Origin of the sequence: Sporosarcina sp. PTS2304 (assembly GCF_003351785.1) — a bacterium.
Taxonomy (GTDB): domain Bacteria; phylum Bacillota; class Bacilli; order Bacillales_A; family Planococcaceae; genus Sporosarcina.
In genome coordinates this window covers 2,104,611-2,124,505 of record NZ_CP031230.1, presented here as the reverse complement: position 1 = coordinate 2,124,505, position 19,895 = coordinate 2,104,611, and the positions used below count along the sequence as shown (strand labels likewise).

Here is a 19,895-nt window from a genome sequence, read left to right as displayed (position 1 = left end):
CCATACTAGGTAGGACATCGTTTGATCAGTGGATTCAGACATGAAAGGATCGAGGGGAAAGTGTATGAAACGTGCACGTATCATTTATAATCCAACAGCTGGAAGAGAAGTTTTTCGCAAGCATTTGGCAGAAGTCCTCGAAAAGCTTGAAAACGCAGGCTATGAAACATCTGCGCACGCTACGACATGTGAGGGTGACGCGACTGTTGCAGCGAAGCATGCCGTTGAAAGAGGATTTGACATTGTCATTGCAGCTGGTGGAGACGGGACACTCAATGAAGTAGTAGAAGGTGTTGGGCATTTTGAAAAACGTCCGAAAATTGGATTGATTCCTATAGGAACGACGAATGATTTCGCCCGAGCCCTCCGTATACCGCGAGAGATTAATGAAGCTGTTGACATCATCTGCAAAGGAGAAACAACTCCAGTAGACGTAGGGATGATGAACGACCGGTACTTTATTAATATTGCGGGTGGCGGACGAATGACGGAGTTAACGTATGAAGTGCCTAGCCGATTGAAAACAGTGATTGGACAACTAGCCTATTACTTAAAAGGGATTGAAATGTTGCCTTCTATTCATTCCAGTCATTTGCGTATAGAGTATGATGGAAATGTATTCGATGAAGAAGCGATGATGTTTCTAATCGGTTTGACCAATTCAGTAGGCGGGTTTGAAAAGTTGGCACCTGACTCGAGTATTAACGATGGATACTTTACGTTGCTTATATTGAAAAAATGTAATATAGCGGAGTTCATTCGGGTAGTGACACTAGCTTCAAGGGGAGAGCATTTAGATGATCCTCTAGTCGTGTCTGCCAAGGCGGAAAAAATAGTAGTGACGTCAAAAGATGAAGTATTGCTAAATCTGGACGGGGAGTACGGTGGTGTGTTGCCAGCAACTTTCCAAAACTTGTATCGCCACGTCGAGATGTTCGTTCCGAAACAAAAGTTACGTCTACAAGACCAAGTATAATTAGGCAAAACAAAAGACTATTCCGATCAACGTTTATCGTTCATTGGAATAGTCTTTATTGCGTTTTTTGTAGTGGACTATGTACAGTACATAGCATCAGGTCGATATCAGATGTATTCAATTGCCTCTCCTTGTTTAGCAGCTAGTTTTGGAACATCATGCAACGGCATCCAACGATAGCTGAATAATTGACCTGCGTCTTTCCCTTCACCTTCTACGATATACTCCCATTCGTTTTTCTCTGCACCGATATAAGAAAAATGGAAAATGGTACGTTCATAAATAACGTTTTTATCTTCTGGAAAGAATTTAGATGATTTCACTTTACCTTCTAATACTAATTCGTCTCTAAGGATACCGGACTCTTCTTCGATCTCACGATAGAGTGCATCCAGTAATAACTCATTTCGCTCAATGGTACCACCTGGAACTTGCAGACCTGCTTCAGGCTGATCTTTTTGCTCGTAGACAAGCAATTTCCGATGTCTACCATCACCTTTTGTAATGTATGCGATTACTTTTCTTTTGATCCTTTTCATTTGTATTTCACCTCTCTGTATTTAACCCATTATACTGTATATCCCTTCTGTTGACAAGTTAAACATTTTAACTTTTCATTATACAACAATTTTGTGAACTGTAAACCAAAATATTCGTCTAAACTTCAACAAATAGGTTATAGTAAATGAATTAACGGGAAATAGTAAAGAAAGTCTGTTCGAGGAAGTGATGCTCTATGTATAAAAAGCAGGAAAGGAAGCTTATGTGGCTAGCTTTTGGTGTAGCAGGAATTATGTTGCTTTCTATTATAGGAAGATTATTTTCATAAATTGGAGGTGTTTTCGTTGGATTCGGTATTTTATTCAAGAGTATTAACAGAACTAACGCTATCATTTCATATTATTTATGCGACAATCGGCGTTGGTGTTCCGCTGATGATCATGCTTGCGCAGTGGGTCGGTATTAAGAAGAATGATGAGCACTATATTTTACTTGCGCGACGGTGGGCGAGAGGATTTGTCATTACAGTAGCTGTCGGAGTCGTGACCGGTACCGCCATCGGACTGCAGTTATCTTTGTTGTGGCCGAACTTTATGGAACTCGCAGGAAATGTCATCGCGTTGCCGTTATTTATGGAGACATTTGCGTTTTTCTTTGAAGCGATATTTTTAGGGATTTACTTATATACGTGGGATCGATTTGAAAATCAGAAAAAGCATTTTCTACTACTCATTCCAGTGGCTATTGGTGCGTCATTTTCAGCCGTTTTCATCACGATTGTCAATGCGTTCATGAATGCGCCTCAAGGCTTTAATTTAGTGAACAATGAATTGATCAATGTCAATCCGTTAGTCGCTATGTTTAATCCAGCAATGCCGACTAAAGTAGCTCACGTGCTAGGAACGGCTTATATGACAACAGCCTTTTTACTAGCTGCGATTGCCGCATTCCGTTTGTTGCGCGGATCCGATCATGTATATCATAAAAAAGCATTACTTCTTACGATGAAAGTAGGATTAATCTTCAGCATAAGTGCCGCGCTCGTAGGTGACTTGTCTGGAAAGTACTTAGCAGAATACCAGCCTGAAAAATTGGCAGCTGCGGAATGGCATTTTGAAACAGAAGAAAATGCACCGCTCATGTTATATGGAGTGTTGAAAGACGGTGAAGTAAAATATGCGATCAAAATTCCGTATGCATTGTCCATTTTGGCGCATAATTCACCGACTGCAGAAGTGATCGGATTAGACCAATTCCCAGAAGAAGATATACCGCCACTTTATATCCATTATTTATTTGATATTATGGTGACGATCGGTATGTTATTACTCGGACTATCCGCATTGTTCTTGTTTGGTATGTGGCGGAAATGGAAGTTCGTCGAGTCACGCTTGTTCCGCTGGCTCATTGTGTTGTCAGGACCACTCGTCTTTGTGTCGCTTGAAGCAGGTTGGTGGCTTGCGGAAGTTGGGAGACAGCCGTGGATTTTACGTAATATTATGCGGACCTCTGAAGGAGCGACGACTAGTGGCCACGTAGACACGATGCTCGTACTCTTCGCATTGCTCTATATCGTGCTTGGCATAGGAAGTGTCGTCGTCTTGCGTCGAATGTTTATACGCAATCCAGTGGAACGTGAAATTGCTGATCGAGCACAAGAGAAAGGCGGTGATATCCGATGACAATTGAAATTCTCGGAATCACTGTATTATGGGTATTTCTATTTGGCTATATTTTAGTCGGTGCGATCGATTTTGGTGCAGGATTCTTTAATGCCTATAGTGTGTGGAGAGGGAAAGAACGTGTGCTAACGAATGTCATTCAGCGGTACTTATCTCCTGTATGGGAAGTAACGAATGTCTTTCTCGTCTTCTTCTTCGTCGGGATGATCGGGTTCTTCCCGAAAACAGCATTTTATTATGGAACGACATTGCTCGTACCGGTGAGTTTCGGGATTATTTTGCTGGCGATCCGTGGCTCGTATTATGCATTTGAAACGTACGGTGCACGAGGACATAAAGGCTATTCATTTGCTTATGGAATAGCGGGACTTTTACTACCGGCGTCGCTGTCTATCGTCCTGACCATATCAGAAGGTGGATTCGTAGAGCTGATCGACGGACAGCCAGTGTTAGATTATTGGAAGTTGTTCACAAGTCCGTTGACATGGGCGATCGTTGTCCTCAGTCTTGCTGCTACACTATATATTTCAGCGGCATTTCTTACATGGTACGCAAATAAAGCAGGAGATGTAGAAGCAACTGATCTATTGAGAAAGTACGCGCTCATTTGGGCGTTGCCAACGATCATTACAGCGGCTGGGATTATTGTAGAGTTACGTAGACATAATCCGCTTCACTATGAAAATATTCAGCGTTTCTGGCCACTGTTTTTATTGTCATTCGTGTTGTTTTTAGGGACAGTATTTCTTATTTGGAAACGCCGACAATACGGGCTCGCTTTTGGCTTGCTGGCAGGTCAATTCGTGTTTGCTTTCTTCGGCTACGGAGCTTCCCATTATCCGTATTTACTGTATCCGTACTTAACGATCTACGATAGCTTCACGAATCCCGCGATGGCGATCGCACTAGTTGTCGCTTTCGTATTCGGTCTACTGTTGCTCATCCCGTCGTTGTATTTATTGTTGCGGATGTTCTTGTTCAATAAAGACTACGTCAAAGGGAAAGAAGATCATCATGCGTGAGGAGGATTCATTATGCAGGAATTTCTAATATTTTATGCACCATTTCTCGTCATCATTGCTGGGATTGTTCTTTCATTCTTTGTCGTATTGAATGACGATGTAGTGACGAAAAACGTACGAGAAAAAAGTGAAAAAACAGACGTTTGATACGTCTGTTTTTTTCTTTGCCTAGCATGGTACACTAGGTATATCTGTTAGATGAAGATGGAGGAATAACTATGAGTTTTGCAGTAAATAAAAATGACAAATTACAAGTTTGTATAGAAGATGTAACACATGACGGCGCGGGCGTTGCGAAAGTCGATGGCTACCCTTTGTTCATCCCCGGCACATTACCAGGAGAAACTGTTCATGTCCATGTGCAGAAAACATTGAAAAACTATGGCTTTGCTAAATTGATAGATATCGTAGAACCATCCAATGCACGCGTGACACCCCCTTGCCACGTATTTCCGACATGTGGCGGCTGTCAAATGCAACATTTATCATACGAAGCGCAACTGCTTCAAAAAAGAAAATCCGTACGCAATGTGATCGATCGCATCGCAAAATTGCCGCACGTTCCTGTCCATGAAGTAAAAGGAATGGACGATCCGTGGCGCTACCGCAATAAATCCCAAATCCCATTTGACACCGTAAATGATCGCGTCATTACCGGATTTTATAAAACACGTACACACCAAATTGTAGACACAGACGTTTGCTTAAACCAAACGACAGAAGCAGATGAAGTGATGACACTGCTAAAATATAAGCTGCAGCAACTAGGTATTGAAACGTACGATGAAAAAACGCATAAAGGAATGCTTCGCCATGTCATTATAAGAAAAGCCCGTCAAACGGATCAAGTCATGGTCGTACTCGTCACACGCCATAAAAAGTTTCCACAAAAACAGGCAGTAGTAGACTTGATTTTGCAACAAGTTCCGAACGTCACGTCCATTATGCAAAATATTAACACAGCCAACACAAATGTCATTATGGGCAACGAAACAGTAACGTTACATGGCTCAGACGTCATCATTGACCGAATTGGCGACACAGAATTCGAAATTTCTGCCCGCTCTTTTTATCAAATCAATCCCGTTCAAACAGAAGTGCTGTATAAGCAGGCACTCGATTACGCAAACCTTACAGGAAATGAAACAGTGATCGACGCCTACTGCGGAATCGGCACAATCTCACTGTTTTTGGCCAAGCAAGCTAAAGAAGTATACGGCGTAGAAATCGTTCCGCAAGCAATTGAAGACGCGAAACGCAATGCACAGTTAAACGGCATTACAAATGCGCATTTTGAAGCAGGCCCAGCAGAAGAAGTTATCCCGAAGTGGTACGCAACCGGTAAACGGTTTGATGTATTAGTCGTCGATCCGCCGCGCAAAGGCTGCGACGAGAAGTTGCTAGAGACGATTTTGAAATACAAGCCAGAGAAAGTCGTTTATGTTTCTTGTAATCCAGGGACACTCGCACGGGATTTGCGGGTGTTGGAGGATGGCGGGTACCGGACGAAGGAAGTGCAACCGGTGGATATGTTTCCGCATAGTAGTCATGTGGAGTGCGTGGCGTTGATAGAGTTAAAATAGCTTGGTGGCAATGGTTTTGTGGATTTTGGATGAAAATTGAAATGTGCTTTATGTTCCCTCGGACTAATGGTTCGAGGGATTTTTTGACCCTCGGGGGTCTACTTTTACGCGGAATTCGGAATCACTACAGTAAACGAAAAAAGTGAATACTGAAGTAAAAGAAACCCACTGGGCTAGCGAATTGTATTTTAATCCAGCTGCTTGGTGAGGTTTTTCTTAAGAGGGGTAATTTAAATATGGTAAGATGAGGCTATAGTTATTCCTAGATATAAAAGAGCCCTCTTGTAAATGAATTTTATTAAAAGAATGGGTAATTAAAATTTAATCATTGCAGAGGGGATCATTATGGTAGATAAGATATCGGATGCTAAACCTTATTACTTTCTAGATAAAGAAATAATGGTTGTTAAACATAGAAGTCTCTTAAATCTAGCAATTGTTAGATACGTAAATTCAATTAAAGAATTCGTAGTTGATATTAATTTTATTGAAACAGAACCAACAGGAGAAAAGTTTATTTCTATAAAAGATATGGCCGGGGAGAGAAACAAATGATTCTTGATTTTTTAGATTCTTCATTGGATGGGGATAGCTGGGAAACTTTATGTATATCTTGTTATAAAATGAGGCATCAAAATGAGCACTTCCAAGAGGTTCCAGCGAAACACAAGGGTGATGGGGGTATTGAAGGATTTACACGTTCTGGAGTCGTAATTCAATGTTATTGCCCAGAAGATATGAATTATTCGAATGATGATTTATATACACATCAACGAACTAAGGTTACCGATGATATAGCAAAATTTATAGATGAAAAAAATGCTATAGTGTTAAAGAGTTTAGGACTCCCTCCCATTAAGGAATGGCATTTTGTTATTCCAGAATATAAAGATAAGAGAATTATTCAGCATATCACAAAAAAAACTGAACTTGTAAGAAAGGCTAGGGAAGGTAAGCCAGAATTCTATGATTATATTTCCGATGATTTTGTAATAATAATTAAAACAGCAGAGGATTTTAGAATTGAATTTACAAGAATCTTAAGAAGTAATTTAATAGATACAAAACTAAGTTTTGCAATTTTGCAAGATGCATCTGCTGATTGGTCCAAGTGTCCAAACGAAAAGGTGGAAAATGTTAAAAGAAAACTTATAGCGATAAACCCAGATTTTAAAACTGATAATGATAATTTGAATTTATTATTAGATATGTATATGTCAGCATATATTTCAGGAATTGAAATTATGGAACGGTTAGGGGAAGGTTTTCCTGATATCAGAAAAGACATTTTGGATTTAGCAAGTCAATATAAAAGGCATGTTGCATCTAGAACACTGTTGAATAGAGATAGATCAATGAATGCCGAACTGTTCAATGAAATATCCAATGATTTTGAAGAGAAACTTAGAGCAGAATTTAAACATATAAATAGTGCCTCCATAATGAATCTAAAAATGGATTTGATTGCAGGATGGCTTGCTGATTGTTCAATGGAATTTAAAGGAGAAATAAAAAATGGGTAATGAAGATTTCATCTTAACAGATTATATCGTTTTCGACTCGAAGCCTGATGCAGTACCCTATCATTACAGGTTGAGCTATAAAATAGCACTTACTTGTTTAATTTTTGGGTTGTCATGTGGTAGAAGTGGCTGTTCACTATCAAAACTACATCTAATTATAGTATCAATGTATTCTGAAAAGGAAAAGGATACCCTGTTGAAATATGTAAATGGAGAAAGTAATCAATACTTAGTATTGAGGTATGATCCCACAATCAATAAAACGGTTGATTTCATGTTAGCTGACAAAATAATGTTTCAACAAGGGAATGGATTGTTTCGGCTAACAGTTTCAGGAAAAAGTTTTCTCGGAAAAATTATGTGTGATGAAAGTCTATTAGTGAAAGAAAAGGAATTTTTAAACAAATTGTCAAATAAGCTTACTGAAAATTTGATAGATAAGTTAAAAAGTACATTATTGGGGTGAAATAGTTGATACGTATAGGGAGAGTAAGAGTTGAAATAATTACGGAGAATAATATAATTGGATTTGATGATACATTTGATCAAAAAATGAATATTATTTGTAGTGAACAGAACACTTCTGGAAAAAGCTCAATCATTTCAAGTATATATTATGGTTTAGGTTTAGAAGAAATCATCGGTGGAAAGGGACATAATGTATTGAGTTCAGCTTTTAAAACCAAGGTTGAATGCGAAGAAGAGATGAATGTTTTAGAATCAAAAGTATTTCTTGAGATATCTAATGGTAGCAAGGATATTACTATTTTAAGGGCAGCTAAAATGAAAAATAGGAATTCTAATTTAATGACTGTCTTTTATTCAAAGATGGATCGAATCCATGATAAAGAAATTAAAAGTGAAGATATGTATGTCCACTCGCAAAATTCAGCTACAAGTAATAAAGGTTTCTTTACATTTTTGGAATCATTTTTAGGATTAAATTTACCCAGTGTTCCAAGTACAGATGATAAGGAAAGAAAGTTGTACTTGCAACTAATTTTTTCTAGTATGTTAATAGAACAAAAGAGAGGTTGGGCTGATCTCTTTTCCGGTATGCCGCATTTTGGAATTCGGGAACCCAAGAAACGAGTAATTGAATACCTATTAGATATGGATACTCTAAAAAATGAAAAGCTAAGGCACAGGTTAAGTATAAAGGAAAATAGTATTGTTGAAAAGTGGAAGCAAATTTTTCAGGAAACAGTTAAAAGCTTGGGGAATATGGACTTAGTGCTTAAGGGGGTAAATGGGAACGTTGAGATTTTAGAAGATCCTAATCACTCCGTTAAGGTTATTTATCAAGATGATGAAAGGGATTTAGAACTTGATGAATATATTGAGTTAAAAAGAAATGAGCTCCAAGACCTAATTAATTTTAAGCCTAAAGATGTTGATAATTTCCATGAATTAAAAAAGGAACTAAGAAAAATAGAAGAAGGTATTATAGAATATGAAGAAAAAATTAAACAATTAAAAATAAGCGCAAATAGTGAAAGAGTAAGCTTGGATAGATTATCAAATAGTTTAAAGTTAATTCAAACAGACGTTATTAACAACCAGGATGCTAAAAAACTACGGAACTTGGGATCAAAAGAGGGCTTTAATTCATTTAAAGATATTTGTCCGACTTGCAATCAACCAATATCTGATACATTGCTAGTGAGTCAAAATATAGCAGATGTAATGAGTGTCGAGGATAACATTAAACATTTAAAGTCTCAGGAAAAACTATTTGAGTTTGCAATAGAACAGAAAAAAACAAATATAAAAAATACTGATGATAAAATAAGTATTTTAGAAAATACAGTATCAAAATTGTACCAACTATCAAGGGTTACTAGAAATGATATTTTTGCCATTGATGGTTCTGTTTCAGAAAGTACTATCTATAAGAAAGTAGAGTTAGATATAGCAATAGAAGAATTAGAAAAAGTAAAAAAAGATATACAGGAGACCCAAGCGGAATTTAAGCAGTTATCAGATGAATGGAAACAATATCTTGCTGATTTAAATCAATTGCCGAAAAACAAATTTACTAGTTTGGACGAAAGAAAAATTAATGCGTTAAGAGATAACTTTGTTTCAAACCTGAAAGTATTCGGCTATAGAAGCTCTTCAGATATTAATAAAGTAATGATATCGAAAGATACTTATATGCCTACAATAGAGAACTTTGATTTGAAATTTGATTCATCAGCGAGTGATCATATTAGAAGGATTTGGGCATTTACAATAGCACTAGTACAGACTTCTAATGAATTGAACGGAAATCATCCAGGTATTCTAATTTTCGACGAACCTGGCCAGCACAGTATAGTAGTAGGGGATATGGAAGCTTTCTTAGATTGCTTAATAAATTTGGCGGCTAAAACTCAAGTGATTGTAGGAATAACAATTAAAGAGACTGATACTCGAGAGTTAATATTTAAGAAGATTGAAGAAGGTTGCAAAGGAATTATAATCCAAGATAGAGCATTTAATGAATTAAATCTATAATCAAATTAATCGAAGAAGCCCGGCTCATCACTTAATAGGTGGTGGGCCTTTTTGTTTGCCTTCGCTCAAGGAGAGAAAGGGGAAACGCCATAATTGTAAGTCCGAATTATAAAAAACGCACCTGTTTAGGCGCGCATGACAAATAGCCGTCTATGACGATTTTTCAAATCGAATAGGCGGCTTATTTTATGGTGTGCTACACGTGGATTGGATTTTCTTTGACCAAGGTAAATACTGATCTAAAATTTCAGGATGTTGATGGATATCCAGATTTGGCAGATCTGTAAGCAATTTCTTTAGATATTCATAGAAGTCGATACCATTACTCTTTGCCGTCTCTGCGAGACTTAAACAAATAGCGTTTGCCCTTGCACCGGCTTCGCTAACGGAATGCATCCAGTTTTTCGACCGATCACATTAGGACGGATGGCATTTTCAGCAGGATTGTTGTCGATTTCGATTCGGCCGTCAGACAGGAATGCTCGTAAACCATCCGCTTTTTTCAGTGTATACTCGGCTGCTGTCGCGATGGCACTTTTACCAAAGAAGGGCGATGCATCTATCCACTGAAAGAATTCATCGACAATCGGCTTTGAGTATTTTCTCCGCATTTTCCGTCGTTTACTCGGGGAGAAGTGTTTAAACTTCCGCTCCAACCGGTATAGTTGATCGCAAAAGTCTACGCCAATTCGGCCATTTTTGCTATCCGCTTTCAACCAATAACGTCGAACATGCGCCCAGCAGTTGGCAAATGTTACGCCTGACAGGTTTTTATAAGCAGAATATCCATCACACACAATGGTTCCCTTATAATCTTGAGTAAAACTTTCTAACTCGGATCGACTACGAGATAACGAACTTTGAAACAGTGTGATGATCGATCCCTGACTCGGCACCGTACGGTACACCCAATTATAGGTGTTGGCTTGACCTGACTTTCCATCGGAACGAAGGATAATCTGAGCATATGTTTCATCGACATGTAGAACGTTTTTTATCATCATCCATTCTTTCAATCGATTATAAACTGGTGACAGCCAATCTTCTGCCACACGAATGACCCAATTCGATAGATTCTTATCATTCGTCTTCAAGCCATGACGAACCCATTCCTTTACCTGACGGTAGAGGGGTAGATATTGCACGAATTTATCATATATCACTTTAGCGAGTACACTTGGACCCGCAAGACTCCGTTGGATTGCCGAATAGGGGGTTTTTCCTCGTTTCATTTGCGTAGGGCGGGATACGTCACGTTTACATTCCTTGCACTCATATGTATGCTCTACATGTTGCACTTTCACCATGCTGGCTGGAATAGATTTCGCTTCTTCACGAGCTACTTTACTTCCGATTTCCATCATTTGATGTTGGCAACACTCACATAATGTATTTTCAGGATGATGATGGATCACCTCTACTGCCACATCATCACGCAAAGAATCGTTTCTCTTTTTCTTCGACTTTTTTCGAACAACAGTATAAGAAATGGTCTGTTGGCTTTGTTCTTCTGTGTGCTCAGGTTCTGTAAAAGAAGAATCATCGTCAAACAACGATCCTTGACCACCGGGTGTCTAGTACTTTGACTTCTCTGTTTTAGAGCCGAATAACATCTTGGTTAAATGTTGCACCTGTTGCGTGAGCAGTTCGATTTGTTTAGACTGCTTTTCGTTCTGCTGATTGGAATGAGCCAATTGCTCTTCTAACAGTTGAATGACTTTCTCTAATTGTTTCTTGTTTGAAGTAGAAGCCTTTGACATCTCATTCACCACTTTCCGTTCGATTCCATTTTTATTAGTATAGCGAGTTCGAATCGAGAAGGAAAGATGAAAATTAAAAAATTCCTTTTGGTGAAGAACGAATAGCTTTTGGCTGTTGAATAGATAATCCCTCTAATAGCCAGCGAAGCTCCTGTTGAGACAGGTTCCGAACTTCTCGTTCGTTTCTTGGCCATTGTAATTTTCCGCTATCTAATCGTTTATATAACATGGCGAAGCCATCTCCATCAAAATACAAGCATTTATACCGATCCTTACTTCTCCCAGCGAATAGAAAAATAGAATCGCTGTAGGGATCCAGTTCAAATGAGTCTTGTATCAGCGTGGCAAGCCCGTCCATTCCTTTGCGCATATCAGTCTTTCCACAAACGATGTAGATGTTTTCAACACTTGTGTAATCCTGCTTCATAGATGCTTCAACTCCTTCAATACCGTTTGGATGATGCGCTCTTCCAGTCCGTTATAAAAGGAAATTTCAGCGGAGCTTGTTTTGATTGTACACCTACCAAAGGTGGTCGTAGTAGCGGTGGGGAATCCATCTTTATGAACAGGTTGGAGTGTGACGGGGACAATTGTTAATTTTTCGCGTGACATGTGAAAAGCACCTCCTAAAATTGATACGATCATCGTACCAAGGAGATACTGGGTTTGAGAATGAGTTGTTTGATTGGGGGCTTACGATTGAAATTGAAAAAGAAGTATAAAATAAATTTGTAATGGGCTCATGTCAAATATGGCATGGGCTTTTGTTTATGTTAAATTGACCGAAGATTCATGTCCATATAGAATAGTGTAAAGGGGAGTGATATCGGATGACGGATATGAAGAAATCGTATGAACGGATTGTTAGTTTTATAGATAATCCAAATGAAAAAACACTCTTATTAAGAGGAGTTGCAGAAAAGGAAAAGCACAGATTAATTTTAAGAGCACTTAATAGAAAGGGTAATTCAAAGGGGGTAATTCATTTATTACATACAACGGCAGATGGAATGAAGAACTTTTTTGATTGGGCGGAATTGTATGATGTAAAAGTCCCCAAGGTTTATGGCGAACCTATGCGGCTTTCAAATTTGACAATTTACTTTAATAACTTAACGACAAAAGGACTTACTTATAAGTATGATAAGTCTGAGTTTGATTTTATGATTATCTGGCCCATTCAAAGTGTTACTGAAAATATAGATGAGATAGAAATGCTAAAACAACTTACTTTACGTCAAAAGAGCAAAAAAATAATATTCTTATCCCTGCATGAACCAAATTATAATCCTGATAAATTCGAAGAGTTTGTTGATAAAGTAATAAGAATTGATTGAGAAAATGGTGATTATTTTGATTGTAAAATTTAAAGAATTATTTCCAGATTATAAATCCTATTCAAACGAAGAGTATTTGATGTCAACTGTTTCCAAAGAACTTTTAAGGGCTATTTCACAAACGTTACCTAGGCGGCTGTACGCGATACGAAAAGCAAAGCCGGGTTTAAATGTAGATGGTACGCTAAAGAATATGTGTGACATAGTTTCATTACATACAAACAGTAGAAACACAAATAATTGGGGATATGATTATTTAACTCGAGATTTTATAAATTTATTTGAAGAATTTGAAGATATACATTTCCATAAGTTCATGGATGCTGTTTTGGAGTTAAGTAATATGGATGAAATTTTTTTAAATGAATTGAACGAGATATTTGAGGATCATGACTTTGGCTACAAATTAACTGGCGATTCAAATAAACCATGGGTTACCGTGAATTCCAACATTTGTTTAGCTACGAATATAACTGATGTAATTATCAGTACAGAACAAATTAGTAGGCAGACTGCTGATCACATTAGACAGGCGCAGAAACAACTTGTTAGAGCTGGGGAACTAAGAGCAAGAAAAGATGCTATTCGAGATTGTTTATCTGCTATGGAATCTTTATTGACACATTTAACAGGAACAATTGATATCGACAACGCAGATAGATTGATGAGAGAAAATCCAGAAAAATGGGGTCAGTCATTTATAGTAAAAGATGGCATCATATTATGGAACATGTTCCATAATAGATATAAAGATATCCGACATGGTAACTTCAATATTAGTGAAATAAGTTATGATGAAGCAATTTATTTTATAGACAAACTACTAGCTTACGTAAAATATATATCTAGCAGGGCTCAAGAAAATAAAACAGAGAATGAAAATCTTCCTTTTTAATACGTTTTATACAAAGTAAGAAAGTTGTTGACCTATTCCCACATACCTACACCGTTAGTCGACATGTTCCCGCAGACGTACTCACCCATAAAAAAGCACTAGACATTAAGCATAGTGGCTCGTTCCATGTGGAGTGTGTGGCTTGGTTGGAGTTAAAATAGGGTGGTGGGTGAAGAAAAAGTATAAGAACGAGGTGCGGTTTTGCGGAAAGAGTTTAACCGTTTGGCAAAAAAGTGAACTAATAAGCAATTCATAAAACTGTTTTAATTCTTATTACACAATTCAAAAACTTTATCTTGATTAAGAAAGCGATCGAAAGTAGTTAAAAATATGAGAACTAGAATTATCAAATAACGGCGTCAAGTAATTGACGCCGTTATTTTGACGTGTTACAATCTTGTAAGGTCCAAAGGTTTATTTTTTTAAGAGGTGAGAGAATGAATTTAGAAGTTTTTAAGGATTGGTTAACTGCCCATACAAACTATTCGAAGGCTACTATCAGTAATACTGTCTCGCGAGTAAAAAGAGCTGATAAAATGTTGCCATGGTTTAACGATAAAGTTTACCAATTTAGATTAGAGCAAGAAGAAACTTATCAACAGTTATCTTGTTCTGTACGATCGCAGATAAAAAAAGCTGTAAAGCTATATTTTGAATATATTGAAAAAACCTCAAAAGAACCTACGCTAAATGAAGAACAGAAAAATGGCGGAAAGGTTTTATCTTTATTTTCTAATATAGGGGTCGCAGAGGCTTATTTTGAGTCGATAGGAGTAGATGTTGTTGTTGCTAATGAGCTTGTTGAAAGGAGAGCAAAATTATATTCGAACATCTACCCTGATACTCATATGATTTGTGGAGATATTACACAGCAAAAAGTTTTCGATGAAATTGTTGAAGAGAGTCTTAATAATAATGTGGATATTGTCATGGCAACACCACCATGCCAGGGGATGAGTACAGTAGGGCGACAAGTAGAAAACGATGAACGAAATAAATTAATATGTCCAGTTGTTGATGTAATTAAGAAGATAAAACCAAGATATGTTTTTTTAGAAAATGTCCCGTTGTTTTTGAGTACGTCTATCGAGATAGGTGGAAAAAAAACACTTATTTCAAATTATCTAAAAAACGAGTTGGAAGCTAATTATAAGATTAATATGTATATTATCGATACAAAAGACTATTCTATTCCACAGACCAGAGAACGAGCAATTATTCTAATGACCCGAATAGGAAATGAAAATAAAGAATGGATACTTCCGGAAAAAGATAGTAAAATTGTCACGATGTATGATGCCATCGGTCATTTACCTACTATGGATCCTTTTGTTAAAGATGTATCCGAAGACGAATTATTAGAGATGTTCCCACACTTTTATGAGCGAAAAGAGGTTGCTGAAAAAATATCAAATTGGCATACTCCGCCACATCATATAAAACGACAAGTAGTTGCAATGCAACATACACCAACAGGGTGCACAGCTTTCGACAATTTAGTTTATTATCCTATAAAAGAAGATGGTAGTGCAGTGAAAGGATTTCGTAACACTTATAAAAGACAGAATTGGAACACAGCAGCTTATACTGTCACGATGGATAATCGGAAAATTTCTTCACAGAATAATGTACACCCAGGCAGGTTAGAATACGAAACTAAAGCTGGGGAAAATATATATTCTGATGCAAGAACATTAACCTTATATGAACTTATGACGATTATGAGTTTACCCGAAGATTGGTCAGTTCCTGAAAATACATCAGAGGCTTTTTTGAGAAGGGTTATCGGTGAGGGTATTCCTCCTCTTTTTGTTAAAAAAGTTTTTGAAAATATAAACTAGGAGATTATGAAAATGGGTAAATTAAATGGTCTTTCTCTGTTTGCTAACATTGGGGTTGCCGAAGCCTACATGGGAGAACTCGGCATTGACATTAAAATAGCAAATGAGATTGACGAAGAAAGAGCTAGATTTTATCAAGAAGTATATAAAGAAACAGAGATGATTTGCGGGGACATAACTGATGATAATGTTCGAGAGAAGATTGTCAAAGAAGCGATCAAGGAAAAAGTGGATTTTATAATAGCAACACCTCCATGTCAAGGTATGAGCGAGGCGGGATTGCGCCTCGAATTCGACCCGAGAAACCAACTTATCTACTATGCTATAGATGTTATAAAAAAGGTTAAGCCAGAATTTGTATTGCTTGAAAATGTACCTAAGCAATTAACTACTAAGATTAAATTTGGTGATGAAATTTATCTGATTCCTGATTACATCAAGAAAGAATTAGAAAATGATTATACTTTTAATAATGAAACTCTTGTAATGGCAAAAGATTATGGTGTTCCTCAGCTTAGGGAAAGAAATATTTTCCTGTTGGTTAGGAAAGATTTAAATTACAAATGGGAATTTCCTGAGAAAGAGCCTGAAATTACTCTTCGCCAAGCAATAGGCGATTTACCTTCTCTTGATCCCTTACTTCGAGAGGGACTCGAGTTTACTTTGGAGAAATTTCCTGATTACGAAATAAAACGCCAAGCTGGACTTGCAATATCAAAATGGCATTATCCGCCGAAACATTCTTGGAAACAGGTGGAATGGATGATGCACACACCAACAGGGAAATCTGCTATATATAATGAAAAATATTATCCGCAAAAAGCAGATGGTACTCCCGTAAAAGCACATCATAATCATTACCGAAGATTAAAATGGGATATGCCGTGCCGAACTATAATACAAAATAATGGTGTTATGTCTTCGTTAGCATGTGTACATCCTGGAAGAATGTATCAATCTATTGCTGGGGAAAATTTATACTCTGATGCAAGAGTTTTGACTATATATGAACTTTTGATCGTTATGTCGTTACCGCTCGATTGGTCAATACCAGAATGGGCAAGCGAAACATTTATAAGAAAATCTTTCGGTGAGGGGATTCCCTCAAGGTTAATAGAGAAAATTATGAAAGCTTTGTTACAACAGCTTTAAGGAGGAAAATTGTGGGTAAGATTGTGATGCCAAAAAATAGTGCGCTATTAAATGAGATTGAATCTGTATTGCAGATATATTATGAGGCTAACGATTGGCTTCCGAATGACGTATATAAGCAGAAGTTAAAAGCGATGATTGGTGATACCCAATACTCTTCTTCATATACAAAAAAGGCACAAATTACATCGTATTTTGGTTTTACTATTTGGAAAGATTTTAATAATCGTCAATCTCATCGTAAAATAACGGAATCCGGTAAGGGATTTTACTTGGCAGTCCAAAGTAATAATCAAGACGCAATTCTAGAAGAATTGATGTGTTCCTTCGAAACAGTTAAGTTTGGAAGGGAAAATTGCGGAGTGTCAGAGAGTGACTCTGACGTGGAGCCACCATCTGTATTTATTCGTGCTGCATTAGAGCTGGATTATTTAACATACAAAGAATTTGCATATATCTTGTGGAGTTTAGAAGATAAAGGTGGAAATTTTACAGATACAATTGCTGAAATTAGTCAAGCTCGTCAGAGTGGAGGACTAAATATTCCAGAGGCAGCACAAAAATATACTGATGCCAAACCAATTATGATACTTGTAAGATGGGGGTTTCTTGCAGAAGGTGACACTGTAGGCGGTGCAAGAAAAATTATGATAGCTCCAATTGTTTTAGATAGGTATAGAAAGAGGCTATCAAATTTAAAGATATATAATATTGATATGGATATGTATGTAGTTGATGATATCACAGAGTTAAGGGTTAGTGAATCTAGATTGGAATACACCGAAAGAGTAACAGGCGGTTCAAATATTTTACTTTATGGAGTTCCTGGTGCAGGGAAAAGCTATACAATCGAGCATGAATATTGTGATGATGAAAATAGGATAGAGAGGCTTGTTTTTCATCCTGACTATACTTATTCAGATTTTGTCGGACAAATATTGCCTAATGTATCTGAAGGTATTGTTAGTTATGAGTTTACTGAAGGCCCTTTTACTCGTTTACTAAAAAACTCCTATGAAAACCCTGGTGTAGAGTATTTCCTTATTATTGAAGAAATTAATAGAGGAAATGCACCTGCAATCTTCGGTGAAGTATTTCAATTGCTTGATAGGGATGAGAATGGAACAAGTGAGTACGGTATTTCTAATTCCGATATTGCAAGAGTTGTTTACGGAGTTAATAACCTTAAAGTAAGAATTCCATCAAATATGTCAATCATAGGCACGATGAATACTTCAGACCAGAATGTGTTTACTCTTGACACAGCATTTCAAAGAAGATGGAATATGCGTATGATAGAGAATGATATGAGTAAGGTCGATCTGGAGTTTTCAAATCATAAAATTTTGGATACTGAGGTATCGTGGAAACAGTTTAATGAGGCAATTAATACTATTATTCTTAGAAAGAATGTTCGTGTGACATCTTCCGAAGATAAACGCTTAGGTGCTTATTTTGTTCGCAAAAGTGATTTGCAGTATAATGCTGACGAGAAAAACTATGAGTTACCTGAAAAAGAGAGATTAAGAGCTGAAAGAAATAATAGTCTTTTTGCCGACAAGGTTTTAAAGTATTTGTGGGATGATGCATTTAAGTTCACTAGAGAAGATATTTTCGAGACAAGCCGATATATCAGTTTAGAAGACATTGTGAAAAAATTTAAAACCTCGGATGGTAACGAAAGATTTGCTGTCTTCAAAGAAGAGATTTTCAACTTATTTATTTCTGAAAAAATAAATGATGAAGAAATATAAATGGCGGTGACATAATATGGGAATAGAATCTGAATTACTTAGGCGTTGTCATGTTAATAAAAATGAGGATGGTGACCGCTTTGTCGGTGTAAGGGCGGATACGGATAATGCAATGGTTTACTTCCCTATTGGTTACCAATTGCCTGATAATGATCAAGACTTGCGACAAGATATTCTTCATCTTATTTCAGTTCTCGCTGAATTTACAAATCGCGATGACAAAGTACTTGCTATGCAGAAGTTTGAGGCACCTCAATTTGTTGATTTTCCTATTAACGCTTATATGGAAATAATAAATTCTTATATGGAGCTAAAATCTTATTACACCGAAAAAAAGGCAGTTTATAGAACGAGTGATAGAGGAAAGGTACATTGGGGACAAACATTAAAAAGACAGCGTCCGTTAATACAGTCTAATGGTTCTCCTATTTATACTAACTTTACTGTGAGAGTTTCCGCACCTAATGACAGCAATTTAATAACAAAGATTCATAAATATTGTGTTTATGAAAGTTTTTCTAAATTAGGATGGTTGTTTACACCAGACATGCCAGAGAAATCTAATATTGAAAGAAACGATAGAATGTTTTTAACAGTATTGCGTGATAAACTGGCAAGTACTCATAATGATAAAGATAAAAGATTGTTCTCTGCAATGATAGCTATGATTGAGTATATGGATGAGAAAACTAAGGAAAAGCAATTTTACTTTGGCACTGATCGCTTTGAGTATGTGTGGGAAAAGCTAGTTGACCGGGTATTTGGAATTAAAGAAAAGAAAAATTATTTTCCAAGAACTGAGTGGAAACTTAATACTGGTAAGAAGAAAACAAATGCTGCCTTGGAACCAGATACTATAATGCTGCACAATGGGAATATCTATGTTCTTGATGCCAAATATTATCGTTTTGGTGTTACTGGTAACCCAAATGATTTACCTGAATCTTCATCAATTAACAAGCAGATTACATATGGAGAGTACATATATACTGGAGATAAGTACAAGAAAAATTATGGTAATGACGTACCGGTATATAATGCTTTCATAATGCCGTACAATGTAAATAATAATTTATTCGGTTCGAATGAGTTCTATGCAAACATAGGTGAAGCAACTGGTGATTGGAAAACTAATGGGCATAAATATGAACGAGTTCAAGGAATTGTAGTAGATATTCGTTACCTCATGTATCACTATACTGGAAAAACAAGCAAGCAAATAATGGATTTGGCACAATCAATAGAGAGTGCGTTTGTGATTAATGGTGGTGCTTTACCTAATAATGATTCCTCTGTTGCAATATAAAAAGATCCCTAATGGCTCATTTCAATAAGAGCAATTAGGGATCTTTTTACGTAAGTGGGAAATG

Annotated in this window: 21 protein-coding genes; 15 read left to right on the top strand and 6 right to left on the bottom strand. The window is 36.9% G+C overall.

The window, feature by feature from the left end; genetic code table 11:
• Window positions 1–64: 64 nt before the first annotated feature.
• Entirely contained in the window at window positions 65–976 is a 912-nt protein-coding gene (locus tag DV702_RS10190) for a diacylglycerol kinase (RefSeq protein ID WP_114924652.1), read from the top strand.
• 107 nt (window positions 977–1,083) lie between these two features.
• On the opposite strand, the gene DV702_RS10185 is transcribed toward DV702_RS10190, so the two are convergent.
• The gene (locus DV702_RS10185; RefSeq protein ID WP_114924651.1) at window positions 1,084–1,515 is read right to left on the bottom strand and encodes an NUDIX hydrolase; all 432 of its coding nucleotides are present in this window, start codon (window positions 1,513–1,515) and stop codon (window positions 1,084–1,086) included.
• A gap of 306 nt (window positions 1,516–1,821) precedes the next feature.
• Here DV702_RS10185 and DV702_RS10180 point away from each other — a divergent pair, with 306 nt between their 5' ends.
• From DV702_RS10180 to DV702_RS10150, 8 genes are all read left to right on the top strand, one after another.
• On the top strand, window positions 1,822–3,159 hold the full coding sequence (locus tag DV702_RS10180; RefSeq protein WP_371682699.1) for a cytochrome ubiquinol oxidase subunit I: 1,338 nt from the start codon (window positions 1,822–1,824) through the stop codon (window positions 3,157–3,159).
• On the top strand, window positions 3,156–4,181 hold the full coding sequence (locus tag DV702_RS10175; RefSeq protein ID WP_114924650.1) for a cytochrome d ubiquinol oxidase subunit II: 1,026 nt from the start codon (window positions 3,156–3,158) through the stop codon (window positions 4,179–4,181). The genes DV702_RS10180 and DV702_RS10175 overlap by 4 nt, the downstream gene beginning before the upstream one ends.
• A 12-nt stretch (window positions 4,182–4,193) precedes the next feature.
• Window positions 4,194–4,328 (top strand): cytochrome bd oxidase small subunit CydS family protein, encoded by a 135-nt coding sequence (locus tag DV702_RS17225; protein ID WP_256359798.1) that lies wholly within the window; start codon window positions 4,194–4,196, stop codon window positions 4,326–4,328.
• Window positions 4,329–4,399: 71 nt separating this feature from the next.
• Entirely contained in the window at window positions 4,400–5,764 is a 1,365-nt protein-coding gene (rlmD, locus tag DV702_RS10170) for a 23S rRNA (uracil(1939)-C(5))-methyltransferase RlmD (protein ID WP_114924649.1), read from the top strand.
• Between the two features lie 345 nt (window positions 5,765–6,109).
• Entirely contained in the window at window positions 6,110–6,319 is a 210-nt protein-coding gene (locus DV702_RS10165; RefSeq protein WP_114924648.1) for a hypothetical protein, read from the top strand.
• Window positions 6,316–7,287: a hypothetical protein gene (locus tag DV702_RS10160; protein ID WP_114924647.1), complete on the top strand. Its 972-nt coding sequence runs from the start codon at window positions 6,316–6,318 to the stop codon at window positions 7,285–7,287. The genes DV702_RS10165 and DV702_RS10160 overlap by 4 nt, the downstream gene beginning before the upstream one ends.
• On the top strand, window positions 7,280–7,753 hold the full coding sequence (locus DV702_RS10155) for a hypothetical protein (RefSeq protein ID WP_114924646.1): 474 nt from the start codon (window positions 7,280–7,282) through the stop codon (window positions 7,751–7,753). The genes DV702_RS10160 and DV702_RS10155 overlap by 8 nt, the downstream gene beginning before the upstream one ends.
• A gap of 5 nt (window positions 7,754–7,758) precedes the next feature.
• Entirely contained in the window at window positions 7,759–9,786 is a 2,028-nt protein-coding gene (locus DV702_RS10150) for a hypothetical protein (RefSeq protein WP_114924645.1), read from the top strand.
• A 186-nt stretch (window positions 9,787–9,972) separates the two neighbouring features.
• Here the strand turns inward: DV702_RS10150 and DV702_RS17120 are convergent, their stop codons facing one another.
• The 5 genes from DV702_RS17120 to DV702_RS10135 all read right to left on the bottom strand — a co-directional run bounded on the left by DV702_RS17120 (window position 9,973) and on the right by DV702_RS10135 (window position 12,158).
• Window positions 9,973–10,182, bottom strand: coding sequence for a transposase domain-containing protein (locus DV702_RS17120; protein WP_240315599.1), 210 nt, complete (start codon window positions 10,180–10,182; stop codon window positions 9,973–9,975).
• The gene (locus tag DV702_RS10145) at window positions 10,134–11,339 is read right to left on the bottom strand and encodes an IS66 family transposase (protein ID WP_240315598.1); all 1,206 of its coding nucleotides are present in this window, start codon (window positions 11,337–11,339) and stop codon (window positions 10,134–10,136) included. Before DV702_RS10145 ends, DV702_RS17120 begins: the two co-directional genes overlap by 49 nt.
• A gap of 21 nt (window positions 11,340–11,360) precedes the next feature.
• Window positions 11,361–11,546, bottom strand: a complete 186-nt coding sequence (locus DV702_RS17115; protein ID WP_240315597.1) for a hypothetical protein — start codon at window positions 11,544–11,546, stop codon at window positions 11,361–11,363.
• 73 nt (window positions 11,547–11,619) lie between these two features.
• Window positions 11,620–11,973 carry an IS66 family insertion sequence element accessory protein TnpB gene (gene tnpB, locus DV702_RS10140; RefSeq protein WP_114924644.1) on the bottom strand — a complete coding sequence of 118 codons (354 nt, stop codon included), beginning with the start codon at window positions 11,971–11,973 and terminating at the stop codon, window positions 11,620–11,622.
• Complete coding sequence (locus DV702_RS10135; RefSeq protein WP_205407171.1) at window positions 11,970–12,158, bottom strand: hypothetical protein; 189 nt, start codon at window positions 12,156–12,158, stop codon at window positions 11,970–11,972. Before DV702_RS10135 ends, tnpB begins: the two co-directional genes overlap by 4 nt.
• Before the next feature lie 218 nt (window positions 12,159–12,376).
• Between DV702_RS10135 and DV702_RS10130 the strand changes: the two genes are divergently transcribed.
• From DV702_RS10130 to DV702_RS10100, 6 genes are all read left to right on the top strand, one after another.
• Entirely contained in the window at window positions 12,377–12,883 is a 507-nt protein-coding gene (locus tag DV702_RS10130) for a hypothetical protein (RefSeq protein WP_114924642.1), read from the top strand.
• Window positions 12,876–13,778, top strand: coding sequence for a hypothetical protein (locus tag DV702_RS17035; protein ID WP_205407170.1), 903 nt, complete (start codon window positions 12,876–12,878; stop codon window positions 13,776–13,778). The genes DV702_RS10130 and DV702_RS17035 overlap by 8 nt, the downstream gene beginning before the upstream one ends.
• Before the next feature lie 437 nt (window positions 13,779–14,215).
• Window positions 14,216–15,619, top strand: coding sequence for a DNA cytosine methyltransferase (locus DV702_RS10115; protein ID WP_114924641.1), 1,404 nt, complete (start codon window positions 14,216–14,218; stop codon window positions 15,617–15,619).
• A gap of 12 nt (window positions 15,620–15,631) precedes the next feature.
• Window positions 15,632–16,771, top strand: coding sequence for a DNA cytosine methyltransferase (locus DV702_RS10110; RefSeq protein ID WP_205407169.1), 1,140 nt, complete (start codon window positions 15,632–15,634; stop codon window positions 16,769–16,771).
• Window positions 16,772–16,782: 11 nt separating this feature from the next.
• On the top strand, window positions 16,783–18,525 hold the full coding sequence (locus DV702_RS10105) for an McrB family protein (protein WP_205407168.1): 1,743 nt from the start codon (window positions 16,783–16,785) through the stop codon (window positions 18,523–18,525).
• Between the two features lie 16 nt (window positions 18,526–18,541).
• Window positions 18,542–19,831, top strand: a complete 1,290-nt coding sequence (locus DV702_RS10100) for an LlaJI family restriction endonuclease (RefSeq protein ID WP_114924639.1) — start codon at window positions 18,542–18,544, stop codon at window positions 19,829–19,831.
• Window positions 19,832–19,895: the final 64 nt, after the last annotated feature.

Bases quoted from the DNA above. Each gene is read 5' to 3' on its own strand.
- DV702_RS10190 (WP_114924652.1), top strand. From the start codon at position 65: ATGAAACGTGCACGTATCATTTATAATCCAACAGCTGGAAGAGAAGTT.
- DV702_RS10185 (WP_114924651.1), bottom strand. From the start codon at position 1,515: ATGAAAAGGATCAAAAGAAAAGTAATCGCATACATTACAAAAGGTGAT.
- DV702_RS10175 (WP_114924650.1), top strand. From the start codon at position 3,156: ATGACAATTGAAATTCTCGGAATCACTGTATTATGGGTATTTCTATTT.
- DV702_RS17225 (WP_256359798.1), top strand. From the start codon at position 4,194: ATGCAGGAATTTCTAATATTTTATGCACCATTTCTCGTCATCATTGCT.
- rlmD (WP_114924649.1), top strand. From the start codon at position 4,400: ATGAGTTTTGCAGTAAATAAAAATGACAAATTACAAGTTTGTATAGAA.
- DV702_RS10165 (WP_114924648.1), top strand. From the start codon at position 6,110: ATGGTAGATAAGATATCGGATGCTAAACCTTATTACTTTCTAGATAAA.
- DV702_RS10160 (WP_114924647.1), top strand. From the start codon at position 6,316: ATGATTCTTGATTTTTTAGATTCTTCATTGGATGGGGATAGCTGGGAA.
- DV702_RS10155 (WP_114924646.1), top strand. From the start codon at position 7,280: ATGGGTAATGAAGATTTCATCTTAACAGATTATATCGTTTTCGACTCG.
- DV702_RS17120 (WP_240315599.1), bottom strand. From the start codon at position 10,182: ATGCATTCCGTTAGCGAAGCCGGTGCAAGGGCAAACGCTATTTGTTTA.
- DV702_RS17115 (WP_240315597.1), bottom strand. From the start codon at position 11,546: ATGTCAAAGGCTTCTACTTCAAACAAGAAACAATTAGAGAAAGTCATT.
- tnpB (WP_114924644.1), bottom strand. From the start codon at position 11,973: ATGAAGCAGGATTACACAAGTGTTGAAAACATCTACATCGTTTGTGGA.
- DV702_RS10135 (WP_205407171.1), bottom strand. From the start codon at position 12,158: ATGTCACGCGAAAAATTAACAATTGTCCCCGTCACACTCCAACCTGTT.
- DV702_RS10130 (WP_114924642.1), top strand. From the start codon at position 12,377: ATGACGGATATGAAGAAATCGTATGAACGGATTGTTAGTTTTATAGAT.
- DV702_RS10115 (WP_114924641.1), top strand. From the start codon at position 14,216: ATGAATTTAGAAGTTTTTAAGGATTGGTTAACTGCCCATACAAACTAT.
- DV702_RS10110 (WP_205407169.1), top strand. From the start codon at position 15,632: ATGGGTAAATTAAATGGTCTTTCTCTGTTTGCTAACATTGGGGTTGCC.
- DV702_RS10100 (WP_114924639.1), top strand. From the start codon at position 18,542: ATGGGAATAGAATCTGAATTACTTAGGCGTTGTCATGTTAATAAAAAT.